The 18,305-nt window shown below is 51.9% G+C and carries 16 protein-coding genes; 7 read left to right on the plus strand and 9 right to left on the minus strand.

Features of this window, described 5'->3' with window-relative positions; genetic code table 11:
• The first annotated feature begins 103 nt into the window (after positions 1–103).
• The 3 genes from ACR02O_RS20615 to rpiA all read left to right on the plus strand — a co-directional run bounded on the left by ACR02O_RS20615 (position 104) and on the right by rpiA (position 4,139).
• Positions 104–2,332, plus strand: a complete 2,229-nt coding sequence (locus ACR02O_RS20615; RefSeq protein WP_494522340.1) for a spermidine synthase — start codon at positions 104–106, stop codon at positions 2,330–2,332.
• Between the two features lie 8 nt (positions 2,333–2,340).
• Positions 2,341–3,369 (plus strand): UDP-3-O-(3-hydroxymyristoyl)glucosamine N-acyltransferase, encoded by a 1,029-nt coding sequence (gene lpxD / locus ACR02O_RS20620; RefSeq protein ID WP_033157076.1) that lies wholly within the window; start codon positions 2,341–2,343, stop codon positions 3,367–3,369.
• 92 nt (positions 3,370–3,461) lie between these two features.
• Positions 3,462–4,139, plus strand: a complete 678-nt coding sequence (rpiA, locus tag ACR02O_RS20625) for a ribose-5-phosphate isomerase RpiA (RefSeq protein WP_458138181.1) — start codon at positions 3,462–3,464, stop codon at positions 4,137–4,139.
• Positions 4,140–4,215: 76 nt separating this feature from the next.
• On the opposite strand, the gene ACR02O_RS20630 is transcribed toward rpiA, so the two are convergent.
• From ACR02O_RS20630 to ACR02O_RS20655, 6 genes are all read right to left on the minus strand, one after another.
• On the minus strand, positions 4,216–4,641 hold the full coding sequence (locus ACR02O_RS20630; protein ID WP_458138182.1) for a hypothetical protein: 426 nt from the start codon (positions 4,639–4,641) through the stop codon (positions 4,216–4,218).
• A 47-nt stretch (positions 4,642–4,688) separates the two neighbouring features.
• Positions 4,689–5,045, minus strand: coding sequence for a hypothetical protein (locus ACR02O_RS20635; RefSeq protein WP_458138183.1), 357 nt, complete (start codon positions 5,043–5,045; stop codon positions 4,689–4,691).
• Positions 5,046–5,161: 116 nt separating this feature from the next.
• Complete coding sequence (locus tag ACR02O_RS20640; protein ID WP_458138184.1) at positions 5,162–5,473, minus strand: hypothetical protein; 312 nt, start codon at positions 5,471–5,473, stop codon at positions 5,162–5,164.
• A gap of 169 nt (positions 5,474–5,642) precedes the next feature.
• Positions 5,643–6,269, minus strand: coding sequence for a carbonate dehydratase (can, locus tag ACR02O_RS20645; RefSeq protein ID WP_458138185.1), 627 nt, complete (start codon positions 6,267–6,269; stop codon positions 5,643–5,645).
• A gap of 99 nt (positions 6,270–6,368) precedes the next feature.
• A complete protein-coding gene (locus tag ACR02O_RS20650) occupies positions 6,369–7,766 on the minus strand; it encodes a sensor histidine kinase (RefSeq protein WP_415880032.1) in 1,398 nt (465 codons plus the stop codon).
• Positions 7,759–8,433: a response regulator gene (locus tag ACR02O_RS20655; RefSeq protein WP_101052184.1), complete on the minus strand. Its 675-nt coding sequence runs from the start codon at positions 8,431–8,433 to the stop codon at positions 7,759–7,761. The genes ACR02O_RS20650 and ACR02O_RS20655 overlap by 8 nt, the downstream gene beginning before the upstream one ends.
• Positions 8,434–8,887: 454 nt before the next feature.
• Here ACR02O_RS20655 and ACR02O_RS20660 point away from each other — a divergent pair, with 454 nt between their 5' ends.
• From ACR02O_RS20660 to ACR02O_RS20675, 4 genes are all read left to right on the plus strand, one after another.
• Positions 8,888–9,973, plus strand: a complete 1,086-nt coding sequence (locus ACR02O_RS20660) for an efflux RND transporter periplasmic adaptor subunit (protein ID WP_033157083.1) — start codon at positions 8,888–8,890, stop codon at positions 9,971–9,973.
• 21 nt (positions 9,974–9,994) lie between these two features.
• Entirely contained in the window at positions 9,995–13,168 is a 3,174-nt protein-coding gene (locus tag ACR02O_RS20665) for an efflux RND transporter permease subunit (RefSeq protein WP_033157084.1), read from the plus strand.
• Positions 13,158–14,588 carry a TolC family protein gene (locus ACR02O_RS20670; protein WP_494522341.1) on the plus strand — a complete coding sequence of 477 codons (1,431 nt, stop codon included), beginning with the start codon at positions 13,158–13,160 and terminating at the stop codon, positions 14,586–14,588. The genes ACR02O_RS20665 and ACR02O_RS20670 overlap by 11 nt, the downstream gene beginning before the upstream one ends.
• Before the next feature lie 232 nt (positions 14,589–14,820).
• Positions 14,821–15,309, plus strand: a complete 489-nt coding sequence (locus ACR02O_RS20675; RefSeq protein WP_458138191.1) for a peroxiredoxin — start codon at positions 14,821–14,823, stop codon at positions 15,307–15,309.
• Positions 15,310–15,603: 294 nt separating this feature from the next.
• On the opposite strand, the gene ACR02O_RS20680 is transcribed toward ACR02O_RS20675, so the two are convergent.
• The 3 genes from ACR02O_RS20680 to ACR02O_RS20690 form a co-directional block, all read right to left on the minus strand.
• Positions 15,604–16,176 carry a GNAT family N-acetyltransferase gene (locus ACR02O_RS20680; RefSeq protein ID WP_494522342.1) on the minus strand — a complete coding sequence of 191 codons (573 nt, stop codon included), beginning with the start codon at positions 16,174–16,176 and terminating at the stop codon, positions 15,604–15,606.
• Positions 16,177–16,285: 109 nt separating this feature from the next.
• Positions 16,286–16,972, minus strand: a complete 687-nt coding sequence (locus ACR02O_RS20685) for a DUF5677 domain-containing protein (RefSeq protein ID WP_494522343.1) — start codon at positions 16,970–16,972, stop codon at positions 16,286–16,288.
• A gap of 253 nt (positions 16,973–17,225) precedes the next feature.
• On the minus strand, positions 17,226–18,272 hold the full coding sequence (locus ACR02O_RS20690; RefSeq protein ID WP_494522344.1) for an IS110 family RNA-guided transposase: 1,047 nt from the start codon (positions 18,270–18,272) through the stop codon (positions 17,226–17,228).
• Positions 18,273–18,305: the final 33 nt, after the last annotated feature.

Here is an 18,305-nt window from a genome sequence, read left to right on the forward strand (position 1 = left end):
CGGTTCGATATCCAAAGTACCAGCCCAACCTCATCCAAAACCACTTTAAAAGCCAAATGCTTTATCATTGGGCCAGGACACGTACGGAACTCGCATAATTACAATGAATAACACTCCGCAGCCCACCGCCAAACCTTTGATATCACCCGTCATTTTATTCGCCGCCACGCTGTTTATCAGCGCCACACTGATGTTCGTGTTGCAGCCAATGTTCGGCAAGCTATTGCTACCGCTGCTGGGCGGCACGCCGGCGGTGTGGAACACGTGCATGGTGTTTTACCAAACGCTGCTGTTTCTAGGCTACTTGTATGCGCATTGGTTGAGTTCGCGGTTGGGCAGTCAACGGCAGATACAGATTCACACCGCCTTGCTGGTTTTCAGCGTGATCGCACTACCCGTGGCGCTGCCGCAGGATGCCGCACCACCCACCGAAGGCGACCCTACCTTATGGCTGGTGTGGACCTTGTTTCTGGCTATCGGCCTACCGTTCTTCGTGGTATCCACCACTGCGCCTTTGTTGCAAAAGTGGTTTTCGCATAGCGGCCACCACAGCAGCGACGACCCTTATTACTTATACGCCGCTAGCAATGCCGGCAGCCTGTTGGCTTTATTGAGCTATCCCTTTTTGATAGAGCCGAATTTGGGTTTGGCGAACCAAAGACTGATTTGGAGCGGCGGCTATATTGGCCTCTGCGCGTTAATTGTCGTTTGCGCGCTCAGCTTCTGGCGCAGCCAAGCCGAGAACGCAGACGACGAAGTGTTAAGCGATGCCGGCATCGAGCCGCCATCGACGCTAGAGCAGTTGCGCTGGCTGGCGCTGGCTTTCGTACCGTCCAGCTTGCTACTGGGCTTGACGCAGTTCATCAGCACCGACATCGCCGCCGTACCCTTGCTGTGGATAGTGCCGCTGACCTTGTATTTGCTGACCTTCATCCTGGTATTCAGTACCTGGGCCGAGCGTATCCGACCCTGGATGCTGGCTGCACAACCGGCAGTATTGACGGTATTCATCGCATATTCCTTCATTAATCCGGCCACATTGCCCTACTGGCTGGATTTGATCCTGCATTTGCTGGCCTTCTTCCTGGCGGTGATGGTCTGCCACGGCGAACTGGCTAAAAGCCGGCCGCATCCGCAATATCTGACCCGCTTTTATCTGGTGATGTCTTTCGCCGGCATGTTGGGCGGTTTGTTCAATACTTTCGTCGCACCGTTTATCTTTAACGCGGTTTACGAATATCCGATCATGATCGTCGCCGCCTTGCTGTTGCGCCCCGGTTTTTTCAACGGCCGTTGGTTTTTGCAGCCGATTTTCCCGGTGTTGGTTTTAATCACCGGCCTGACGGTTTATTTCACTACCCAACAGTTGTTCGATTATCTGGACTTGATCGGCGGCGCGCTGATTTTGTTGGCCGGCCTGAGTTATTCGCTAAGGCATAGCCCTATCGGTTTGGGCGCGTTGACCGGGGTGATTTTGTTGTTCACGCTGGGCTTGCACAGCATGGCCTCTAACACTATTTATCAGGAACGCAGCTTTTTCGGGGTGATGTCGGTGCGCGACACCATTATCCCCGACGAAAACCAGCGGCCGGAAACAGTCCGCGAGTTGTACCACGGCACCACCAAACACGGCGCGCAACGCCTGACCGCAGCCAACGTCACCACACCATTAACCTATTACAGCCGCCCCGGCCCCATCGGCCAATTGTTTGCGGAATTTGACGGCGAAAATCAGCATTGGCATATCGGCGCGGTGGGCTTGGGGGCAGGCGCCCTAGCCTGTTATACCAAGGAAGGCCAATTGTGGAAATTCTATGAAATCGATCCACTGGTGGTGGAAGTCGCGCAAAACCCGGCCTGGTTTACCTACCTAAGCCGCTGCAACAAGCAGGCGGAAATGATCGTCGGCGATGCCCGGCAATCGCTACTGAAGGAAGCCGACGGCAGCTTCGATTTATTGATCATGGACGCCTTCAGCTCGGATGCCGTACCCACGCATCTGCTGACGCGCGAGGCTTTGCAGCTATACTTCAGCAAGCTGAAGGACAACGGTTTGCTGGCCTTTCATATCACCAACCGCCATCTGGCCTTGAAAAAAGTCATGGCCGATCATGTCAACCAATTGCATTTGGCGGCCTTGTTGCAGGAATTTAAACCGGAAACCGATGTCCCTCTGGTCATCGCTACCGACTGGGTAGTGATCGCGAAACAGCCCGAGCGCCTGCAACGCTTGCAGCAAAGCCGGCTCGGGCATTGGCAGAAACTGCCGCTGACGTTCGGTCTGCAGCCTTGGACCGACGACTTCACTCATATTATTGGCATTTGGAAATAGGATAGGACATGCTCATTACGGATCTTGCCCAACGTTGCGGCGCCACCGCCCAGGGCGGCGACTCGACCACTTTTATTAATTCTGCGGCCGACATCATGTCAGCCACCCCGCATCAAGTCACCGTGCTTAGCGACGGTAAATACAAAAAATATTTGAAAGACTCCAAGGCCTCGGCCTGCTTTATCGCCGAACAATTGCTAGATGGCGAGATTCCGGAAAATCTGACCTTGTTGGTCTGCAAAGACCCGGAAATCAGCTTTTTAAATGCGGTAAAACTGCTGCACCCGGAACCGGTGTTTAAACGCCAAGTGTCCGAGCATGCGGTGTTGGCTGAAACATCGACTTTGGGTTTTGACGTACATGTCGGGCCGTTCGCTACCGTGGGCCAACAAAGCAGCATCGGCGACAGCAGCACTATCGAAGCCGGCGCCCGCATCGGCAATCATGTGATGATAGGCAAGCACTGCCATATCCACCCCAATGCTGTCATCTATGACCACAGCATCATCGGTAACAACGTGATCATTCACGCCGGCGCGGTAATCGGTGCCGATGGCTTTGGCTATAAATTCCGAGACAACCAGCACGTGAAAGTACCGCACGTCGGTCATGTGGAAATTGCCGACAACGTCGAAATCGGCGCCAACACCTGTATCGACCGCGGTGCGCTGGGTGCCACTAAAATCGGCTGGGGCAGCAAGATCGACAACCTGGTACAGCTCGGTCACAACAATATCGTCGGCCGCAATGTGATTATCTGCGGCCAGTCCGGCATCTCCGGCTCTTGCACCATCGAAGACGGCGCGATTTTAGCCGGCAGCACCGGTGTGGCAGACCACGTCAAAATCGGTGCGCGGGCGGTAGTGATGGCCCGCAGCGGCATCTCCGGCGACATCGATCCCGGCGCGCAAGTGTTCGGCAGCCCGGCCAAGGATCGCAAAGTGGCCTGGAAAGAATTGGCCGCTTTGGCCAAATTGCCGGAGTTGCTGCAAAAATTTAAGGCGCTGGAAGCGCGGGTGCTCAAACTGGAAGAGTAAGCAGGTTTGTAGGGGCGCTTTAAATCGCCCAAAGCGCATCAATTCGCCCCTACAACTTGGCACATTTCTATACCACTCAACAGGACAGAATCATGAACGACAAACAGCGGGTCGCGGAACACGCGGTACAACATGTCAAACCGGGCATGATAGTGGGACTGGGCACCGGTTCCACCGCCAATTTTTTCATCGAAGCGCTGGCGCGTCGGCAAAATGAGGAAGGCCTGCAGTTCAAGGTGGTTTCCAGTTCAGTGGTTAGCGCCAATAAAGCCAAACAACTGGGCTTGTCCTTACTCGGCATGGAACATATCGACGGCTTGGATTTATATGTCGATGGCGCGGACGAGGTAAGCCCCGACCTGACTTTGCTGAAAGGCCGCGGTTACGACCTGGTGCGAGAAAAATTGTTGGCCAAGGCTGCGGATCAGTTTCTGGTGTTGATTGATGCCAGCAAAAAAGTCAAACGCATCGGCGAGAAATTCCCTATTCCGATAGAAGTCAGCCCATTTGCCTGGCGACTGGTGCAACGCAGTGTTGCGGCGATTGGCGGCCAAGGCTCGTTGCGGCAAACTGCCAATCAAGACGGATTGGTGGTTACCTCACACGGCAGTCTGGTATTGGACGTGGCGTTCGAATCCAATCCGGACGGCAAAACCCTGAACGAGCAGCTGAATGCCATTCCGGGCATTGTCGAACACGGCATTTTCTGCGGCCTGACCCGCGCAGTATTCTGCGGTCAAGACGGCCTGGTTGAAGAGCAGTGGGCTTAGTGCCAGCGAGCTGACAACTGCCTCCCCAAGCAATCCCGCCGAATAGGTAAGTTATCACCCATTCGGCGGTTTACCCTCACGTTACGAAATAAAACGTCAAACTAAAAACCCCGGTTGCCGTGGAAATCAGCTTCACTTTATTCAGCAAAGGCAGCGACAACCAGTAATAGTGGCATTCGGTTTTTCGGCGCTCCCAAGTCAACCGCAAACACTCTACACACTTCCGGCACAGGCGCGGCATAAGCCGCCATAAGCCGTACAACAACAAACTGGCGATCAATAACAGAATATAGAACGTGACGATCTGGCTACCGTGCCGGGAGGTATGAAATAGGTGTTCAACCGTGTGCTCTATACCTAGCTCGAACCATTCGTACAGAAAATGCAGTAGCTCGAAACACAGATGCAGCACATTCAGAAACAAATCAATCACCATGTCATACATGGCGATTGATAGCGCGATCAGCCCGACGATAACCAAGTCAAGATGCTCTTTAATCATCTCAATTCTCCAGGATTTAGATTCGAAGACACGTGAAAACAGGCTGGTTAGCGTTCTTCCGCGGCCATCTGCCTGTGGTATTCCGCCATTTGCCTGCTTTCTTTAGCTGCCATCTCCAAATCTCTGACCATCGCGTCAGCGCGCGCCTTCAAATCCTGAATGCGTTTTCCATACTTCCAGGGTTTGGCTATATATTGATCCAGCATTTCTCGCTCTTCCTGGGCGTCCGCATCCAGCGTTTTAGCCACATCTTCGTAATGATCTGCAAGACGTATATGTGCATCTCGGGTATCAGCGGTCTGTACCGCTTTTGCCCAACTTTGCGGCTTGGGGCCAGACTCTGTCGCACAAGCAGACAGCAATCCGACGGCAATCAGTAGCGATGCTAAGTGTTTAGTTTTCATTGATGGTCTCCTTTCTTATTATTTGTGATCACAATGTTTTCTAATGCAATGTGCTGTTTTTACAATCACTCTTCACCAACTCCCTGATTCGGCAAAGGTACGAGGGAGTAAAAAAGTTAGAAACTCCATTCGCCCTTTTGCGGATGCAATTGATCCATCTTCATCGACGCTCGCCCAAAGGATTGCAGCATATCGTCGGAATGCGGAGTAAGCGTTGCGGCAAGTGCGTTAACTTGCGGCGTCGAAGATGTGCTGTCAGCGGCCGTTGTGGATGACGCCACAGTGGATAAGACAGTCTTCACACCAACAGCATGGGGATACTCGGCATCTTCCCTAGTTGCACAAGCGGACATCAGCAAACTAACGCTGATTAAATACGCGGCACTTATCCGTGCAGCGCTTTTTCCCGAAGCTAATGGAATAAACATGAATTGCGGCTCCTGTTGTTATCTGGCCTGACCCAGTTTTGATTTTTGAAAATGCCCCTTCACACGTCATTAAGATAGCGAATCGCTATCTTAATAGCAACACCATTGCCTTTCTTCCTATCAGTTAGCCATTGCAAACGCTGGTTTTTTGTTTAAAAAGCAGCCGTAATCAAGCCGCGTAACGGTAAATGGAGTTGATCGGGGTGTTATGGTCAAGCTTGATCAGCTCTTCAATCAAGCCATCGTCAAGCCCATACACCCAGCCGCGCACGGTTGGTTTATGGCCCTGTTTCCAGGCCGATTGGATGATGGAGGTATGCGCCAGGCGATACACCTGTTCGATAATGTTCAACTCAACCATCCGGTCGAGCTGCTTCTCCGGATTGATATGATCCAACTCGTCCATATGCAGACGATAGACATCCTTGATATGCATCAGCCACTTATTGGTGATCGCCAAATCGACATTTTGCGCTTGCAATGCCGCTTTAACGCCGCCGCAACCGTAATGGCCGCAGACAATCACGTGTTTGACTTTCAGCACTTCAATCGCGTACTGCAACACACTGAGGCAATTAAAGTCGGTGGTAACGACTTGGTTAGCGATGTTGCGATGCACAAAAATTTCCCCCGGCTGAGCGTTGACCACGGTCTCCGCCGGCACCCGGCTATCGGCACAACCTATCCATAAAAACTCGGGACGTTGCTCCTTGGCCAAATTGAGGAAATAGTCCGGATTTCTGTTTACCAGTTGTTGAGACCAGGCTCTGTTTTCTAAAAGCAGTTTGTTGGGCATGGCACGCACATTCCTTACTGAGTTGATGGTGAGGCTAAATTAACGGCTTAACCTTTCATCAACCTTTCAAAGAACGGCTGGCTATCCCAAAAGCATCTGCTAACTATTTAATACACTTTCGTCAGCATTAAAAACAATCTCGAAGCGAGTACCCTGCCTACCCTGGCCGCCACTGACTACCGTGACCCGTGCCGCATGCAAATCGGCAATTTCTTTGACGATGGCCAGACCCAAACCGCAACCCTCCCCTTGGCTGCCCTGGATTCGATAAAAGCGTTCGAAAATCTTCTCCTGCTCGAACATCGAAATGCCGGGACCGTCGTCCTCGACAATCAGCACCACATGCGGCAAGGCCCGAACGCCAACATTGATATGCCCGCCGCTGTTGCCGTAGCAAATCGCATTGTCCAACAGATTGCTGAGCAATTCGCGTAACAAGACCGCGTCGCCGGCGACCATCACGGAGGCATCCGGCGCGTCGAATCCCAGTTCAATATTGCGATCCAAAGCCCTGGTCACCCAATCCATGCACGATTCCCGTGCCAGCTTGACCAAATCGACCGGTTTGAATTCCGGAGCACTGTGCGACACCGATTCCGACCGGGCGAGAACCAGCAATTGAGTACTGAGATGAGCAACGCGGTCGGCGGCATTTTTGATATGTCCAAGCGCCGCTTTCATCGCTTCCGGGTTGTCGGCACCGAGAGCACGCTCGGCCTGTAATTTTAGACCTGCCAGCGGTGTACGCAGTTGATGCGCGGCATTTTCGATGAAACGCTGTTGGGTGATTAAGGTCGAACCCAGCCGTTGCAATAAATCGTTGATGGTATGCGTCAGCGAGCGTACTTCCAAGGGCACGTCGGCATCCAGGATCGGATTAAAGTCGCGAGCCGAACGCTCGGCCAGGTGCGCCGCCAGATCGTTCAGCGGCCTGAGCCCGCGATTAACGCCGGTCCAGACATGAAAACCGACGATGAACAGCAGCAAAAATTGTGGCGGCACCACGGCCAGTAAAATCTCGGTCATCATGCTGCGGCGCTTGTTCAGAGTTTCCGCCACCGACACCAACACGTGCTCCGAGCTTGGCGTCGGCGTGGTCAGCACCGAAACAATCCGCACTTCGTGGCCGGCTATCTCGCCGTTCGAAAAAAACGGTTCATTACTGGTTAACGTGTTAATCGCTGGACTGGGCAAGTCGGCGTCGCCGGCCATGAAGCCCTCTGCTTGCGACTCCACTTTAAAAAAGGTTTTATCGACGTCGTCCCAACGAAATACTTCGACAGCGATGGGCGGCAATTCGAAAGTGACGTGGTTTTGTTGGGCATGCACCTCTTGCGTCAACGACTTCACCGAATCCAGCAACCAGCGGTCGTAGGCCAGATCGGTATAGTGCATCGCCACGAAATAAGAAGCAGCGGCATCCAGCAATACCACGAAAAGCAGGGGCAAAGTCAGCTTGGAAAGCAGCTGGGCCCTAAGACTTTGCGGTTTATTCATCCTGACTTTTCTCCAGCAGATAACCCAGCCCGCGTAGGGTTCTGATATTGATCCCCAAGGGTTCCAGACGCTTGCGCAGCCTATGCACATACACTTCGATGGCATTGTCGGCCAGTTCCTCGGCATGGGCCGCCAGCCGTTGCGCAATATTGTCCTTGCTGACCACCCGGCCGCTGCTCAACAGCAAGGCCTCCAATACGCCATATTCCCGCGGCGGCAGCGCCATCGGCATGTCGTTGGCGCTGATCTGCTGATTGCGGGTATCCAAAGTCAATGCCCCGAAACGAATGTCATGATTAAAGCCGCCGTGACTGCGGCGCAACAACGCCCTGACCCTGGCTTCCAACTCCCGCAGTTCGAAGGGTTTGGTCATGTAATCGTCGGCGCCCAGTTCCAGACCGCTAACCCTATCGTTCAGCGCATCGCGGGCGGTCAATATCAACACCGGGATCACCGATTTGCGCGCCCGTAACTGCCGCAATACCTCCCGTCCGTCGATGTCAGGCAGGCCCAAATCCAGAATCACCAGATCGTAGGGTTGCGTCATCAGCGCGCTACCGGCGTAATTCCCGGTCTTGGCCAGCGTAGTGTCGAAGCCCCAATCGCTCAGGGTTCGCGACAAGCCGTCCCCCAATGCGGCGTCATCTTCGACTAATAAAATTCGCATGCTTTGTTTCCTATCTTGAAAGGTTAATGACTGCGGGTATCAACAGGGTGAGCCGCGCGCCAGGCGTCGCTCCATGGTATCCAAGAACACAGTCATGTTTGAAAACCTTATCACGAAACCCCCAACCTGCCGGACTGCAAACCTTTGGCCGGTGGATTTCAACCAGACAACCAATCTAGGAGCTTAAAGCTTATCAAAAATCAAACACCCTTAAATCGGAGTATTTGCGCCTCTAACTCACGCTATATCTAAGACCAAAGGTAAATCCCCTATACGTTGCTGGTATTTATTCACTGATCAATAGCACAAAAAAATACTGGCATCGAATTTGCTCAAATCTAGTCGATTTCAAATGAATATTTTACGTTTATTTCAGTCGCAGGCTTAATTCGCTCTATTAAATTAAAGATTAATAATAGATATTTTATACGTATTGTAAATTAGGCAGTTTAAAATGAAATATAAAACAACTTTATTTATGGGATTATTGGCCGCTTTAATAAGCGGATGCAATCACTCCGATACTGAGCATCCAGAAGAAATACCCAAACTGGAAGCGACCATGCCGCTACGCGAAGATACTGCGGTAACTAAGGAGTATGTTGCCCAGATTCACGCATTTCGACATATTGAAATTCGCGCATTGGAACGGGGCTATGTGCAGAATATATTTGTCGATGAAGGGCAGTTGGTTCATCAAGGCCAACCGATGTTCAAAATTATGCCAAATATTTACCAGGCCGAATTATTAAAAGCCCAGGCCGAAGCCAATGCGATAAATATCGAATACCTAAACACCAAGGGTTTGGCAGATCAAAAAATCGTCTCACCCAATGAGCTAGCCTTGGCGAAAGCCAAGCTGGACAAGGCTAACGCGGAAGTGAAGCTGGCGGAAACCCATTTGGGTTTTACCAATATTAATGCGCCATTCGAAGGCATCATGGATCATCTGGATGTGCGGACCGGCAGCTTACTGGAAGACGGCGCCTTATTAACCACATTATCGGATATCAGTAAATTGTGGGTTTATTTTAATGTGCCGGAAGCGGAATATCTTGATTATAAATTACACAAGGATGAAGACGCCCGAACCAAGGTGCAATTAAAGCTCGCCAACGGCCAAGTTTACAATCAGAACGGTATTATAGAAACCATAGAAGCTGATTTTGACAATACCGCCGGCAATATCGAATTTCGCGCCACTTTTGCCAATCCGGATAAACTTCTAAGACACGGCGAAACCGGCACCATATTAATGACAAAGCCTTATAAAAATGCGTTGTTAATTCCGCAAAAAGCCACCTTCGATATTCTCGACAAAACCTACGTTTATGTCGTTAATCCAGAGGGAAAATTGGAGCAACGGCTAGTCAAAATCGAAGCCGAATTGCCGCATTTATTTATTATAAAAGAGGGCTTGAAAGACGACGACAAGGTGCTATTAGAGGGGTTGCGCAAGGTCCACGCCGGCGAAAAAGTGGAGATTAATTTAATTCCGCCGGAAAAAATTCGTTCCGAATTGGAATTGTATACCGAGTAATTCGCCAGTCGGGGATAAGCCATGTTTAATATCTTTATCAAACGCCCGGTGATGGCCATTGTATTGTCGCTGTTGTTTCTGTTCATGGGCACGCTGTCGATTAAATCCTTACCCATCTCGCAGTTCCCGGATATTGCGCCGCCGCGGGTCATTGTCTCGTTAGCGTTTCCCGGTGCCAGCGCCGACGTGTTAGTGCAATCGTCGCTGATCACCATCGAACGGGCAATCAACGGTGTACCGGGTATGAAGTACATTGTCTCGGACGCGACTAGCGCCGGCGAAGCGACGATTCAAGTCATTTTTGGCTTGGGCGTCGATCCCAACCTGGCAATGGTCAACGTCAAGACCCGCCTGGATCAGGTGATGAGCCGGTTGCCGAAGCTGGTGCAACTGGAAGGCGTCGTCGTTGAACGGGTGCAACCCAGCATGCTGATGTACGTCAATTTGTACAGCAAGGACAAGAACGCCGACGAGAAATTTCTGTTCAATTACGCCAACGTCAACGTCATCCCGGAAATTCAGCGGGTGTTCGGCATCGCTCAGGCCAAGATTTTGGGTAGCCGTCAATACGCGATGCGGGTTTGGCTGAATCCGGACCGGATGCGCGCTTACAAGGTGTCAATCGACGAGGTGATGGACGCGATAGGCAAGCAGAGCATCATCGGCCGGCCGGGCCGAATTGGGCAAAGCACCGGTATCGCCGCCCAATCCAAAGAATATGTGCTGGTGTACCAAGGCCGCTATAACAAACCCGAGCAGTACGAAAACATCATCATCCGCGCCAATTCGGAAGGCGAAATTCTGCATTTAAAAGACATCGCCAAGGTCGATCTGAGCAGCGAATTTTACGATATTTATTCCAACAAAGATTCGTTCCCGTCGGCGGCGATTGTGCTCAAGCAAAACTACGGCAGCAACGCCAGCCAGGTAATCGAGGACGTCAAAGCCAAAATGGAGGAATTGAAAGCCTCGTTTCCGGAAGGCATGGATTACGAAATCGATTACGACGTGTCCCGCTTCCTCGATGCCTCGATAGAGAAAGTCCTGCATACCTTGGGCGAGGCATTCGTGCTGGTGGCCTTGGTGGTGTTCATCTTCTTGGGCGACTGGCGTTCGACTTTGATTCCGATTTTGGCGGTGCCGGTATCGTTGATCGGCTCGTTCGCGGTGATGTCGGCTTTTGGCTTGTCGATTAACCTGATCACGCTGTTTGCGTTGGTCCTGGCGATAGGTATCGTCGTCGATGACGCCATCGTGGTCGTGGAGGCGGTACACGCCAAGATGGAAGCGGAACACGTCACACCTTACGTCGCCTCGCAAAAAGTTTTGGGCGAAATTGGCGGCGCGATTATCGCGATCACCTTGGTCATGACGTCGGTGTTTGTGCCGATTGCCTTCATGTCGGGCCCGGTCGGGGTGTTTTATCGGCAGTTCTCGATTGCGATGGCATCGTCCATCGTGATTTCCGCGATTGTCGCCTTATCGTTGGCGCCTGTTTTGTGCGCGATGATTTTGAAAAACACCCACGGCCAGCCGAAGCGCAGAACCCCGATTGGCCTGTTCATCGACGGTTTTAACTATCTGTTCGAAAAAGTCACCGGCCGCTACGTTAAAGTGCTGAACGTCGTGGTGGCTCGGCGCATTGTCACTTTGCTGGCTTTGGGTGGATTCTCGTTCGGCATTTTTCTCGTCAATCAAACCTTGCCGGCCGGTTTCATTCCCGGTGAGGACCAAGGCATGATTTACGCCATTATCCAGACCCCACCCGGTTCAACGCTAGAAGTGACCAACCAGGTTGCGCGCCAGCTGCAAAGTGTGGCAACGACGATAGACGGTGTGCAATCGGTATCGTCGCTGGCCGGCTACGAAGTATTGACCGAAGGCCGCGGTTCCAATGCCGGCACCTGCATCATCAATCTCAAGGATTGGTCGCAACGTAAAATGTCGGTGCACGACGTGATTCGAGAACTGGAGGAAAAAACCAAGGATTTTGGCGCCTTGATCGAATTTTTCGAACCGCCGCCGGTGCCGGGTTACGGCGCGGCGTCCGGTCTGGCCTTACGTCTGCTGGATAAGTCCGAAGATGTCGATTATCAAAAGTTCGACAAGATCAACCAGGACTTTATGGCCGCGCTGGGCAAGCGCAAAGAATTGACCGGACTGTTCACGTTTTACGCTGCCAATTACCCGCAATACGAACTGGTCATCGATAACCAACTGGCGATGCAGAAAGGCGTGTCCATCGATAAGGCGATGGAAAACCTGGACATCATGATCGGTAGTACTTATGAGCAGGGCTTTATCCGCTTCAACAACTTTTTCAAGGTGTATGCCCAGGCTTCGCCGGAGTTTCGCCGGTTTCCGTCGGACATTTTGAAGTTTTTCGTCAAAAACGATGCCGGTGAAATGGTCCCATATTCGTCGTTCATGACCATCAAGCAGCGCCAGGGCCCAAACGAAATTACCCGCTATAACCTGTACAACTCGGCAGCGATCCGTGCCGAGCCGGCGGCTGGTTACACCACCGGTGAGGCAATTGACGCGGTGCGGGACGTGGCGGCCAAAACCTTGCCGCGCGGTTATGACATTGCCTGGGAAGGCCTGTCGTTTGACGAAGCGGCGCGCGGCAACGAAGCGCTGATCATCTTCGGCGTAGTGTTGATGTTCGTTTATCTGGTATTGGCGGCGCAGTACGAAAGCTTCGTGTTGCCGCTAGCGGTGTTGTGTTCGTTGCCGGCCGGCATCTTTGGTTCGTTCTTTCTGTTGAAAGCGTTGGGGCTAGCCAATGACATTTATGCCCAAGTCGGCTTGGTGATGTTGATCGGCTTGCTGGGCAAGAACGCGGTATTGATCGTCGAATTCGCGGTGCAAAAACACGGCCAGGGCATGTCGGTCAAAGACGCGGCCATTGAGGGCGCGAGGGCGCGGTTCCGGCCGATTTTAATGACCTCGTTCGCCTTCATCGCCGGCTTGATCCCCTTGGTGGTGGCCACCGGCGCCGGCTCGGTCGGAAACCGCACCATAGGCAGCTCGGCACTGGGCGGCATGTTGTTCGGTACCGTGTTCGGCGTGGTGCTGATCCCTGGGCTTTATTACCTGTTCGCCAACCTAATCGAAGGTAAGTCATTGGTCAAAAACGAAGACGTCGAACCGTTAACCGAGCATTATCACTATGGAGACGACGATGAGTATTAAATGTTTAGCCGCAACGGTGGCAGCCGGCTTGCTGCTGCAAGCTTGCGGCATTCCGGACATGACCACCAAGATGGCGGATAAGCAGCTGCCCGACCAATTCAAGCCGGGAGTCATTGAGCAGGCCAGTTCTGCGACCGTGAAATGGCAAGAATTTTTCGACGATCCGCATCTGCTGAGCTTGATCGATACCGCCGTTGCCAATAACAAGGAAATCAACATCGCACTGCAACGCATCAGCATCGCCGAAAACGAAATCCAGGCCCGCAAAGGGGAATATTTGCCCTTCGTCAAACTTGGCGCGGCGGCAAGCGGCGAGAAAACCGCAAAGCACACCCGCAACGGCGCGGTCGAAGAAAATTTGGAGATTGCCAAAGGCCAGGCCTTCCCGGCTTTCCTCGGCGACTACCAATTCGGTTTGTTCTCGACTTGGGAAATCGACGTCTGGAAGAAGCTCAGGAACGCCACCCAGGTAGCGGTCTACGAATATATGGCTTCGGGTGAAGGCCGTAATTTCCTGTTGACTCATCTGGTCGCGGAAGTGGCGCATGCCTATTACGAACTGCTGGCCCTGGATAACCAGTTGGAAAATTTGCAGCAAAACATCGCGCTGCAGCAGAATGGCTTGCTGGTAGTCAGGCAATTGCAGATTTATGCGCGCACCAATACGTTGGCAGTGAAGCGTTACGAAGCCGAGGTGGCGAAAAACCAGGCCAGGCAATATGAAATCGAGCAGCAGATTACCGTTGTAGAAAACCGTATCAACACCTTGCTGGGGCGAACCCCGCAGCCTATCAAACGTTCGTCGGCCGGTTTCATGAGCATCAAGCCCAAGGCGTTGAGCGCCGGCTTGCCGTCGGAGCTGTTGCAAAACCGGCCGGACATCCGCAAAGCCGAACTGGAATTGAAGGCTGCCGACCTGAATATCGACGTTGCCAGGGCTAATTTCTACCCGTCGTTCGGCATCAAGGCCGGCGTCGGCTTTCAAGCCTTTGCCTTGAAATATCTGATCAACACGCCGGAATCATTGGCGGCGATGGTCGCCGGCGAACTGGTGGCACCGCTGGTCAACAAAAACGCGATTACCGCCGAATATAAAAACGCCAACGCCAAGCAGGTGCAGGCGGCCTATGAATACGAGCAAAGTATCATTAATGCCTATGCTGAAGTCGCCAATCAACTGTCCAACATCGATAACCTGGACAAAAACTACCAGCTCAAACGCCAGCAAGTCGATTCTTTGGTGAAATCAATCGACGTTGCCAACCAGTTGTTCATATCGGCCCGCGCCGATTATCTGGAAGTATTGCTGACGCAACGCGACGCCTTGGAAGCCAAAAAAGAACTGATCGAAACCAAGCAAAAGCAGATTAGCGCCATGGTAGAACTTTACAAAGCGCTGGGCGGCGGTTGGCAGTCATAATGCATTTTGTTGAGATAGACTCAAGTTACCCCGGCACTGCAGTCAACCTTAATCTCACCATATTTGTGGTAGATGCCGCCGGAAACCTGGTTCATAATCGCCGAGAGCAGCCTTTTACAGCAGAGCCTTTCGGTTTCAACGACGCCGGTCGTAAAAACCTGGCGCCGCTTTAAATCGATGCCAACAGCCCGCGTGCTGGAACTTATCCGGCCAAAAACAAGAGGAGAATCGCATGTCACAATTACAAAAAAACCAGGAAGCGCCTTTTTTTAGATCCGCCAATCAAGACAATAAATTGATTTATCTTTCCGATTACAAAGATGAAAAAAATGTGGTGTTGTACTTCTATCCCAAAGACGACACCCCCGGCTGCACCATTGAAGCCAACGACTTTACCGCGCTAGCCGGCGAATTCGACGCCCAGGACACCGTGATCATCGGCGTCAGCAAAGACGATTGCCAAAGCCACCGCGACTTCATCGCCAAATACGGCCTGAACGTACAACTGCTGGCCGACACCTCCGGCGACCTGTGCGAAGCTTACGGCGTCTGGCAGGAAGTGGAAAAAGACGGCGTGAAAAAATGGAAAATCGTCCGCTCGACTTTCATCATCGGCAAAGACGGCAAACTGATCGAAGCCATGTATGGTGTTAACCATGAAGGACATGCGCAGGCGGTGTTGGATATTATCAAGGGCTTGAACGCGCCGGCTGAGGCATAAAAGATGACTAGGTCGGGTTGCGGCTTATGCCTATCCCGACCTACTAGATTGAATCCCACCAGCCAAGCCGACCAGAAATAGCGCTTATCTCATACCAAATTTCCACCCATGAGCAATCACGAACGCTGTTCAACACTTCCACAGCCCTGAAAGAGGAAGTCGGCTTACCGACCGCCAAACTCTTGTCTGTAATTGGGAGGAGATAACCTTCGAAACCTCGATTTCATCGAGGCTACTTGTTTTAGATAGCAGCGTGGACGGTTACTTTACTGTCACATCCATTTCGAAGTGATCTTAGAGTATCTTTGAGTAAAAAACTTCGTGCAATGAATGTCCCGTCAATGCCGACGATGTGCGCTCTTTATCGGTGAGTGTAAAACCACAACCCGCATACGCGGCTTCGGCTGGGGAATTGCCTTTGATGCACCACAGCTCGATGCCGGCAAAACCTAAATTGAATGATTCCGCCACTGAATGATCAACGAGTTTTCTCCCTAATCCTTGGCGCCAATGGGCTGGCGACACATTGAGCGCCCAAAGTTCAACAGTCAGCTCCTGTGTCGGATAGCGAGGTGCGCCGATGATTGAAAAGCCAACCGTATTGCCTTTGTCCTCGGCGACGAACACCATGAACTCTCTGGTTGGATTAGTTAACCGTTCTGTTAGTGCGTCCAGGTTTGCGTAAGGATCTAATGACGCCAAGAACTCCGATGGCATGAACGGCTGGTAAGCAGCGCGCCAAGCCGCTACGCGAATTTGACCAATGGCTTTTGCATCGGCCGGAATAGCAAGACGTATCGACATGGGCGAGATCACGAATAAGGTTGTTGTTGTTTGCCAGTCTATCTTTTCGTAGCGATGAGCCATTGTAGCCTCGATGCAGCGTCAGCGGAATCGAGGGCGTCGGCTTAACGACCACCAAACACATATTGGCAATTGCAGGATATTGGCCTTCGAAACCTCGATTCCATCGAGGCTACTTGCTATTGAGCCCCAAAACATCACGTATGGATTCATTGTCTGGCCCGCTCCGATGCAAAAGCCACCAAACGCAGGCCTGCCCAATTGCTCGGCTGATAGCACCAATGCTTTGGAGATGCATTTCGCATAGAGAGATTGGATCTGAGACTTCCGTAGACACGTCATGATGGCCATGCGTCTCTAGTGACATGAACCGATAGAAGACCGTGTACAAATCCGAAACCTCAGCTTCCCTGGCTAACTCTTCTAAGCTCCTCCGTTTGGGAATGTTTTTCATTTGCTCGGTTTCTAGAAACTCTGCGGTAGCTTCTTCTCCTGTATGCCTGTTCTTGATTTTTGCCGTTCCGGCCTTCAAGTTGATCTTGAGCGCTTTGGCGAGTTCTGCAGTTGCCGAGCTCTGATGTTCTTGAGCATTTTCAATCGAACGGATAGCCCAGAGGACTGTGATCAGTTGCTCAAGTAGACAGCGCCCCATAATGCCTAAGCAAGCAGCATTATGGTTAGCACCCAATGCAGCAGCTCCGCGCACTAGTTCTGCTGTGCGGCTTAGTTGCTGGCGGGCAATTTCATCCCTCAGGTCCAATTGCCCCACAGCATCAATTTCAGATGCAGCAATGAGTCGCGCAACCTGCTCATTCAAGAAGCTAACCAATTCGTCCAGTGCTGTTGTGGCAGTTGTCATGATGTATGAACGTGATCACTAACGTAAGCTATGACATCAGTTGTCAAATAAACGGGCGCATTTAACGCATAACTCTTACTGTTTGCGCTCAAATGATTGATTTTTAGTGTGAGTGGAAATTTAACATTACAAGTGGCGGTGAAAAATACGACACCCATAAACTTAGAGAAAACTATACCATCCCTGGCACTTGGCTTCTAGGCGCTAAAGCCTTGTAGATACTCTGTTCAAAAGCAACAAATTTCATCATTTTTTACTCGGCGATGATGGATTCAGGGATGGCATAAAACCGTGTGTTATCGAACGGCTGATCGTGCTTCAACATGCCATGGATCGCATGCAGTAATTTACGCATGACGGCGCAGACGGCTTGCAAAGGTTTCTTGCCGTTGTCGATCAAATGCTGGAAATACGCTCGCACATGCGGATCGTGCTGTTTGGCACTCAAGGCCGGCATATACAACGCCGAACGAATATGCCGGTTACCGGCCTTGGATAGCCGCATTTTCTTGTGTACGCTTTTGCCCGACTCAAAGGCCTTGGGATCGAGTCCGGCAAACTTGACCCATTCGCGATGCGACAGGTTGGGCGGCAATAGCAGTAGTTCGCCCATCAAGGCAATGGCGCTGGTTTGGGCAATGCCTTTGATGCCGGTCAACAGGTCGAATATTCGTTGCAGTTCCGGATGCTGGTCGATCAACGCCAGCGCCTCGCCAGCCAACGTATCGATGCGTTTTTCCAGCTGACTAATCGCCAATTTGGCATCGCGTAGTAGGGCCTTCGGCGTTTCCTCGGTCGCACTCAGCGCATGTAGATGATTTTTCGCGGCGGCCTTCTGACCGGTTAGCGCGTCGATACGGCGAGCATAGCCGCGCAAAGCCAGCGCTTGATTCGAAGGACGAGTCCAGGCGACGAAATCCATGCGCTCGACATATTCGGCCAAGGTGTTGGCATCGACGGCGTCGGTTTTACTGTTTTTCATCAATACCTTAGCGAAGTGATGCGAAGCCTTGGGATTGACCACCATCACAGGTACACCGACGTCGTGTAGCGCAATAGCAAGATCGAAATGGTAAATACCGGTGGCTTCCAGACAGACCTTGATGCCGGGTAATTTGATCAACTTATTCACCAGACGCGCACGGTCGCTACGAGTATTAGCATATTTTTGCGGGTCGAACGGCTTGCCGTTCTTGCGGATCACTAAAACCAATTCGTCGGCGCCGACATCCACGCCGGCAAACAGGCGATGGACAGATTCAGCGGGGGTGTTGAGCGAGCGGTTCGTCGTCATCATCATTTTTAAATACAGTTTAAAGGGAAGTACACTATT

The sequence above is a fragment of the Methylomonas sp. PHL2-19 genome (genome assembly GCF_059331595.1).

What these genes read in the sequence shown, in the direction of transcription:
- ACR02O_RS20690 (WP_494522344.1), bottom strand. Translation starts at nt 18,272, where the DNA reads ATGATGATGACGACGAACCGCTCGCTCAACACCCCCGCTGAATCTGTC.
- ACR02O_RS20685 (WP_494522343.1), bottom strand. Translation starts at nt 16,972, where the DNA reads ATGACAACTGCCACAACAGCACTGGACGAATTGGTTAGCTTCTTGAAT.
- ACR02O_RS20670 (WP_494522341.1), top strand. Translation starts at nt 13,158, where the DNA reads ATGAGTATTAAATGTTTAGCCGCAACGGTGGCAGCCGGCTTGCTGCTG.
- ACR02O_RS20635 (WP_458138183.1), bottom strand. Translation starts at nt 5,045, where the DNA reads ATGAAAACTAAACACTTAGCATCGCTACTGATTGCCGTCGGATTGCTG.
- rpiA (WP_458138181.1), top strand. Translation starts at nt 3,462, where the DNA reads ATGAACGACAAACAGCGGGTCGCGGAACACGCGGTACAACATGTCAAA.
- lpxD (WP_033157076.1), top strand. Translation starts at nt 2,341, where the DNA reads ATGCTCATTACGGATCTTGCCCAACGTTGCGGCGCCACCGCCCAGGGC.
- can (WP_458138185.1), bottom strand. Translation starts at nt 6,269, where the DNA reads ATGCCCAACAAACTGCTTTTAGAAAACAGAGCCTGGTCTCAACAACTG.
- ACR02O_RS20630 (WP_458138182.1), bottom strand. Translation starts at nt 4,641, where the DNA reads ATGATTAAAGAGCATCTTGACTTGGTTATCGTCGGGCTGATCGCGCTA.
- ACR02O_RS20665 (WP_033157084.1), top strand. Translation starts at nt 9,995, where the DNA reads ATGTTTAATATCTTTATCAAACGCCCGGTGATGGCCATTGTATTGTCG.
- ACR02O_RS20615 (WP_494522340.1), top strand. Translation starts at nt 104, where the DNA reads ATGAATAACACTCCGCAGCCCACCGCCAAACCTTTGATATCACCCGTC.
- ACR02O_RS20675 (WP_458138191.1), top strand. Translation starts at nt 14,821, where the DNA reads ATGTCACAATTACAAAAAAACCAGGAAGCGCCTTTTTTTAGATCCGCC.
- ACR02O_RS20660 (WP_033157083.1), top strand. Translation starts at nt 8,888, where the DNA reads ATGAAATATAAAACAACTTTATTTATGGGATTATTGGCCGCTTTAATA.
- ACR02O_RS20680 (WP_494522342.1), bottom strand. Translation starts at nt 16,176, where the DNA reads ATGGCTCATCGCTACGAAAAGATAGACTGGCAAACAACAACAACCTTA.
- ACR02O_RS20655 (WP_101052184.1), bottom strand. Translation starts at nt 8,433, where the DNA reads ATGCGAATTTTATTAGTCGAAGATGACGCCGCATTGGGGGACGGCTTG.
- ACR02O_RS20640 (WP_458138184.1), bottom strand. Translation starts at nt 5,473, where the DNA reads ATGTTTATTCCATTAGCTTCGGGAAAAAGCGCTGCACGGATAAGTGCC.
- ACR02O_RS20650 (WP_415880032.1), bottom strand. Translation starts at nt 7,766, where the DNA reads ATGAATAAACCGCAAAGTCTTAGGGCCCAGCTGCTTTCCAAGCTGACT.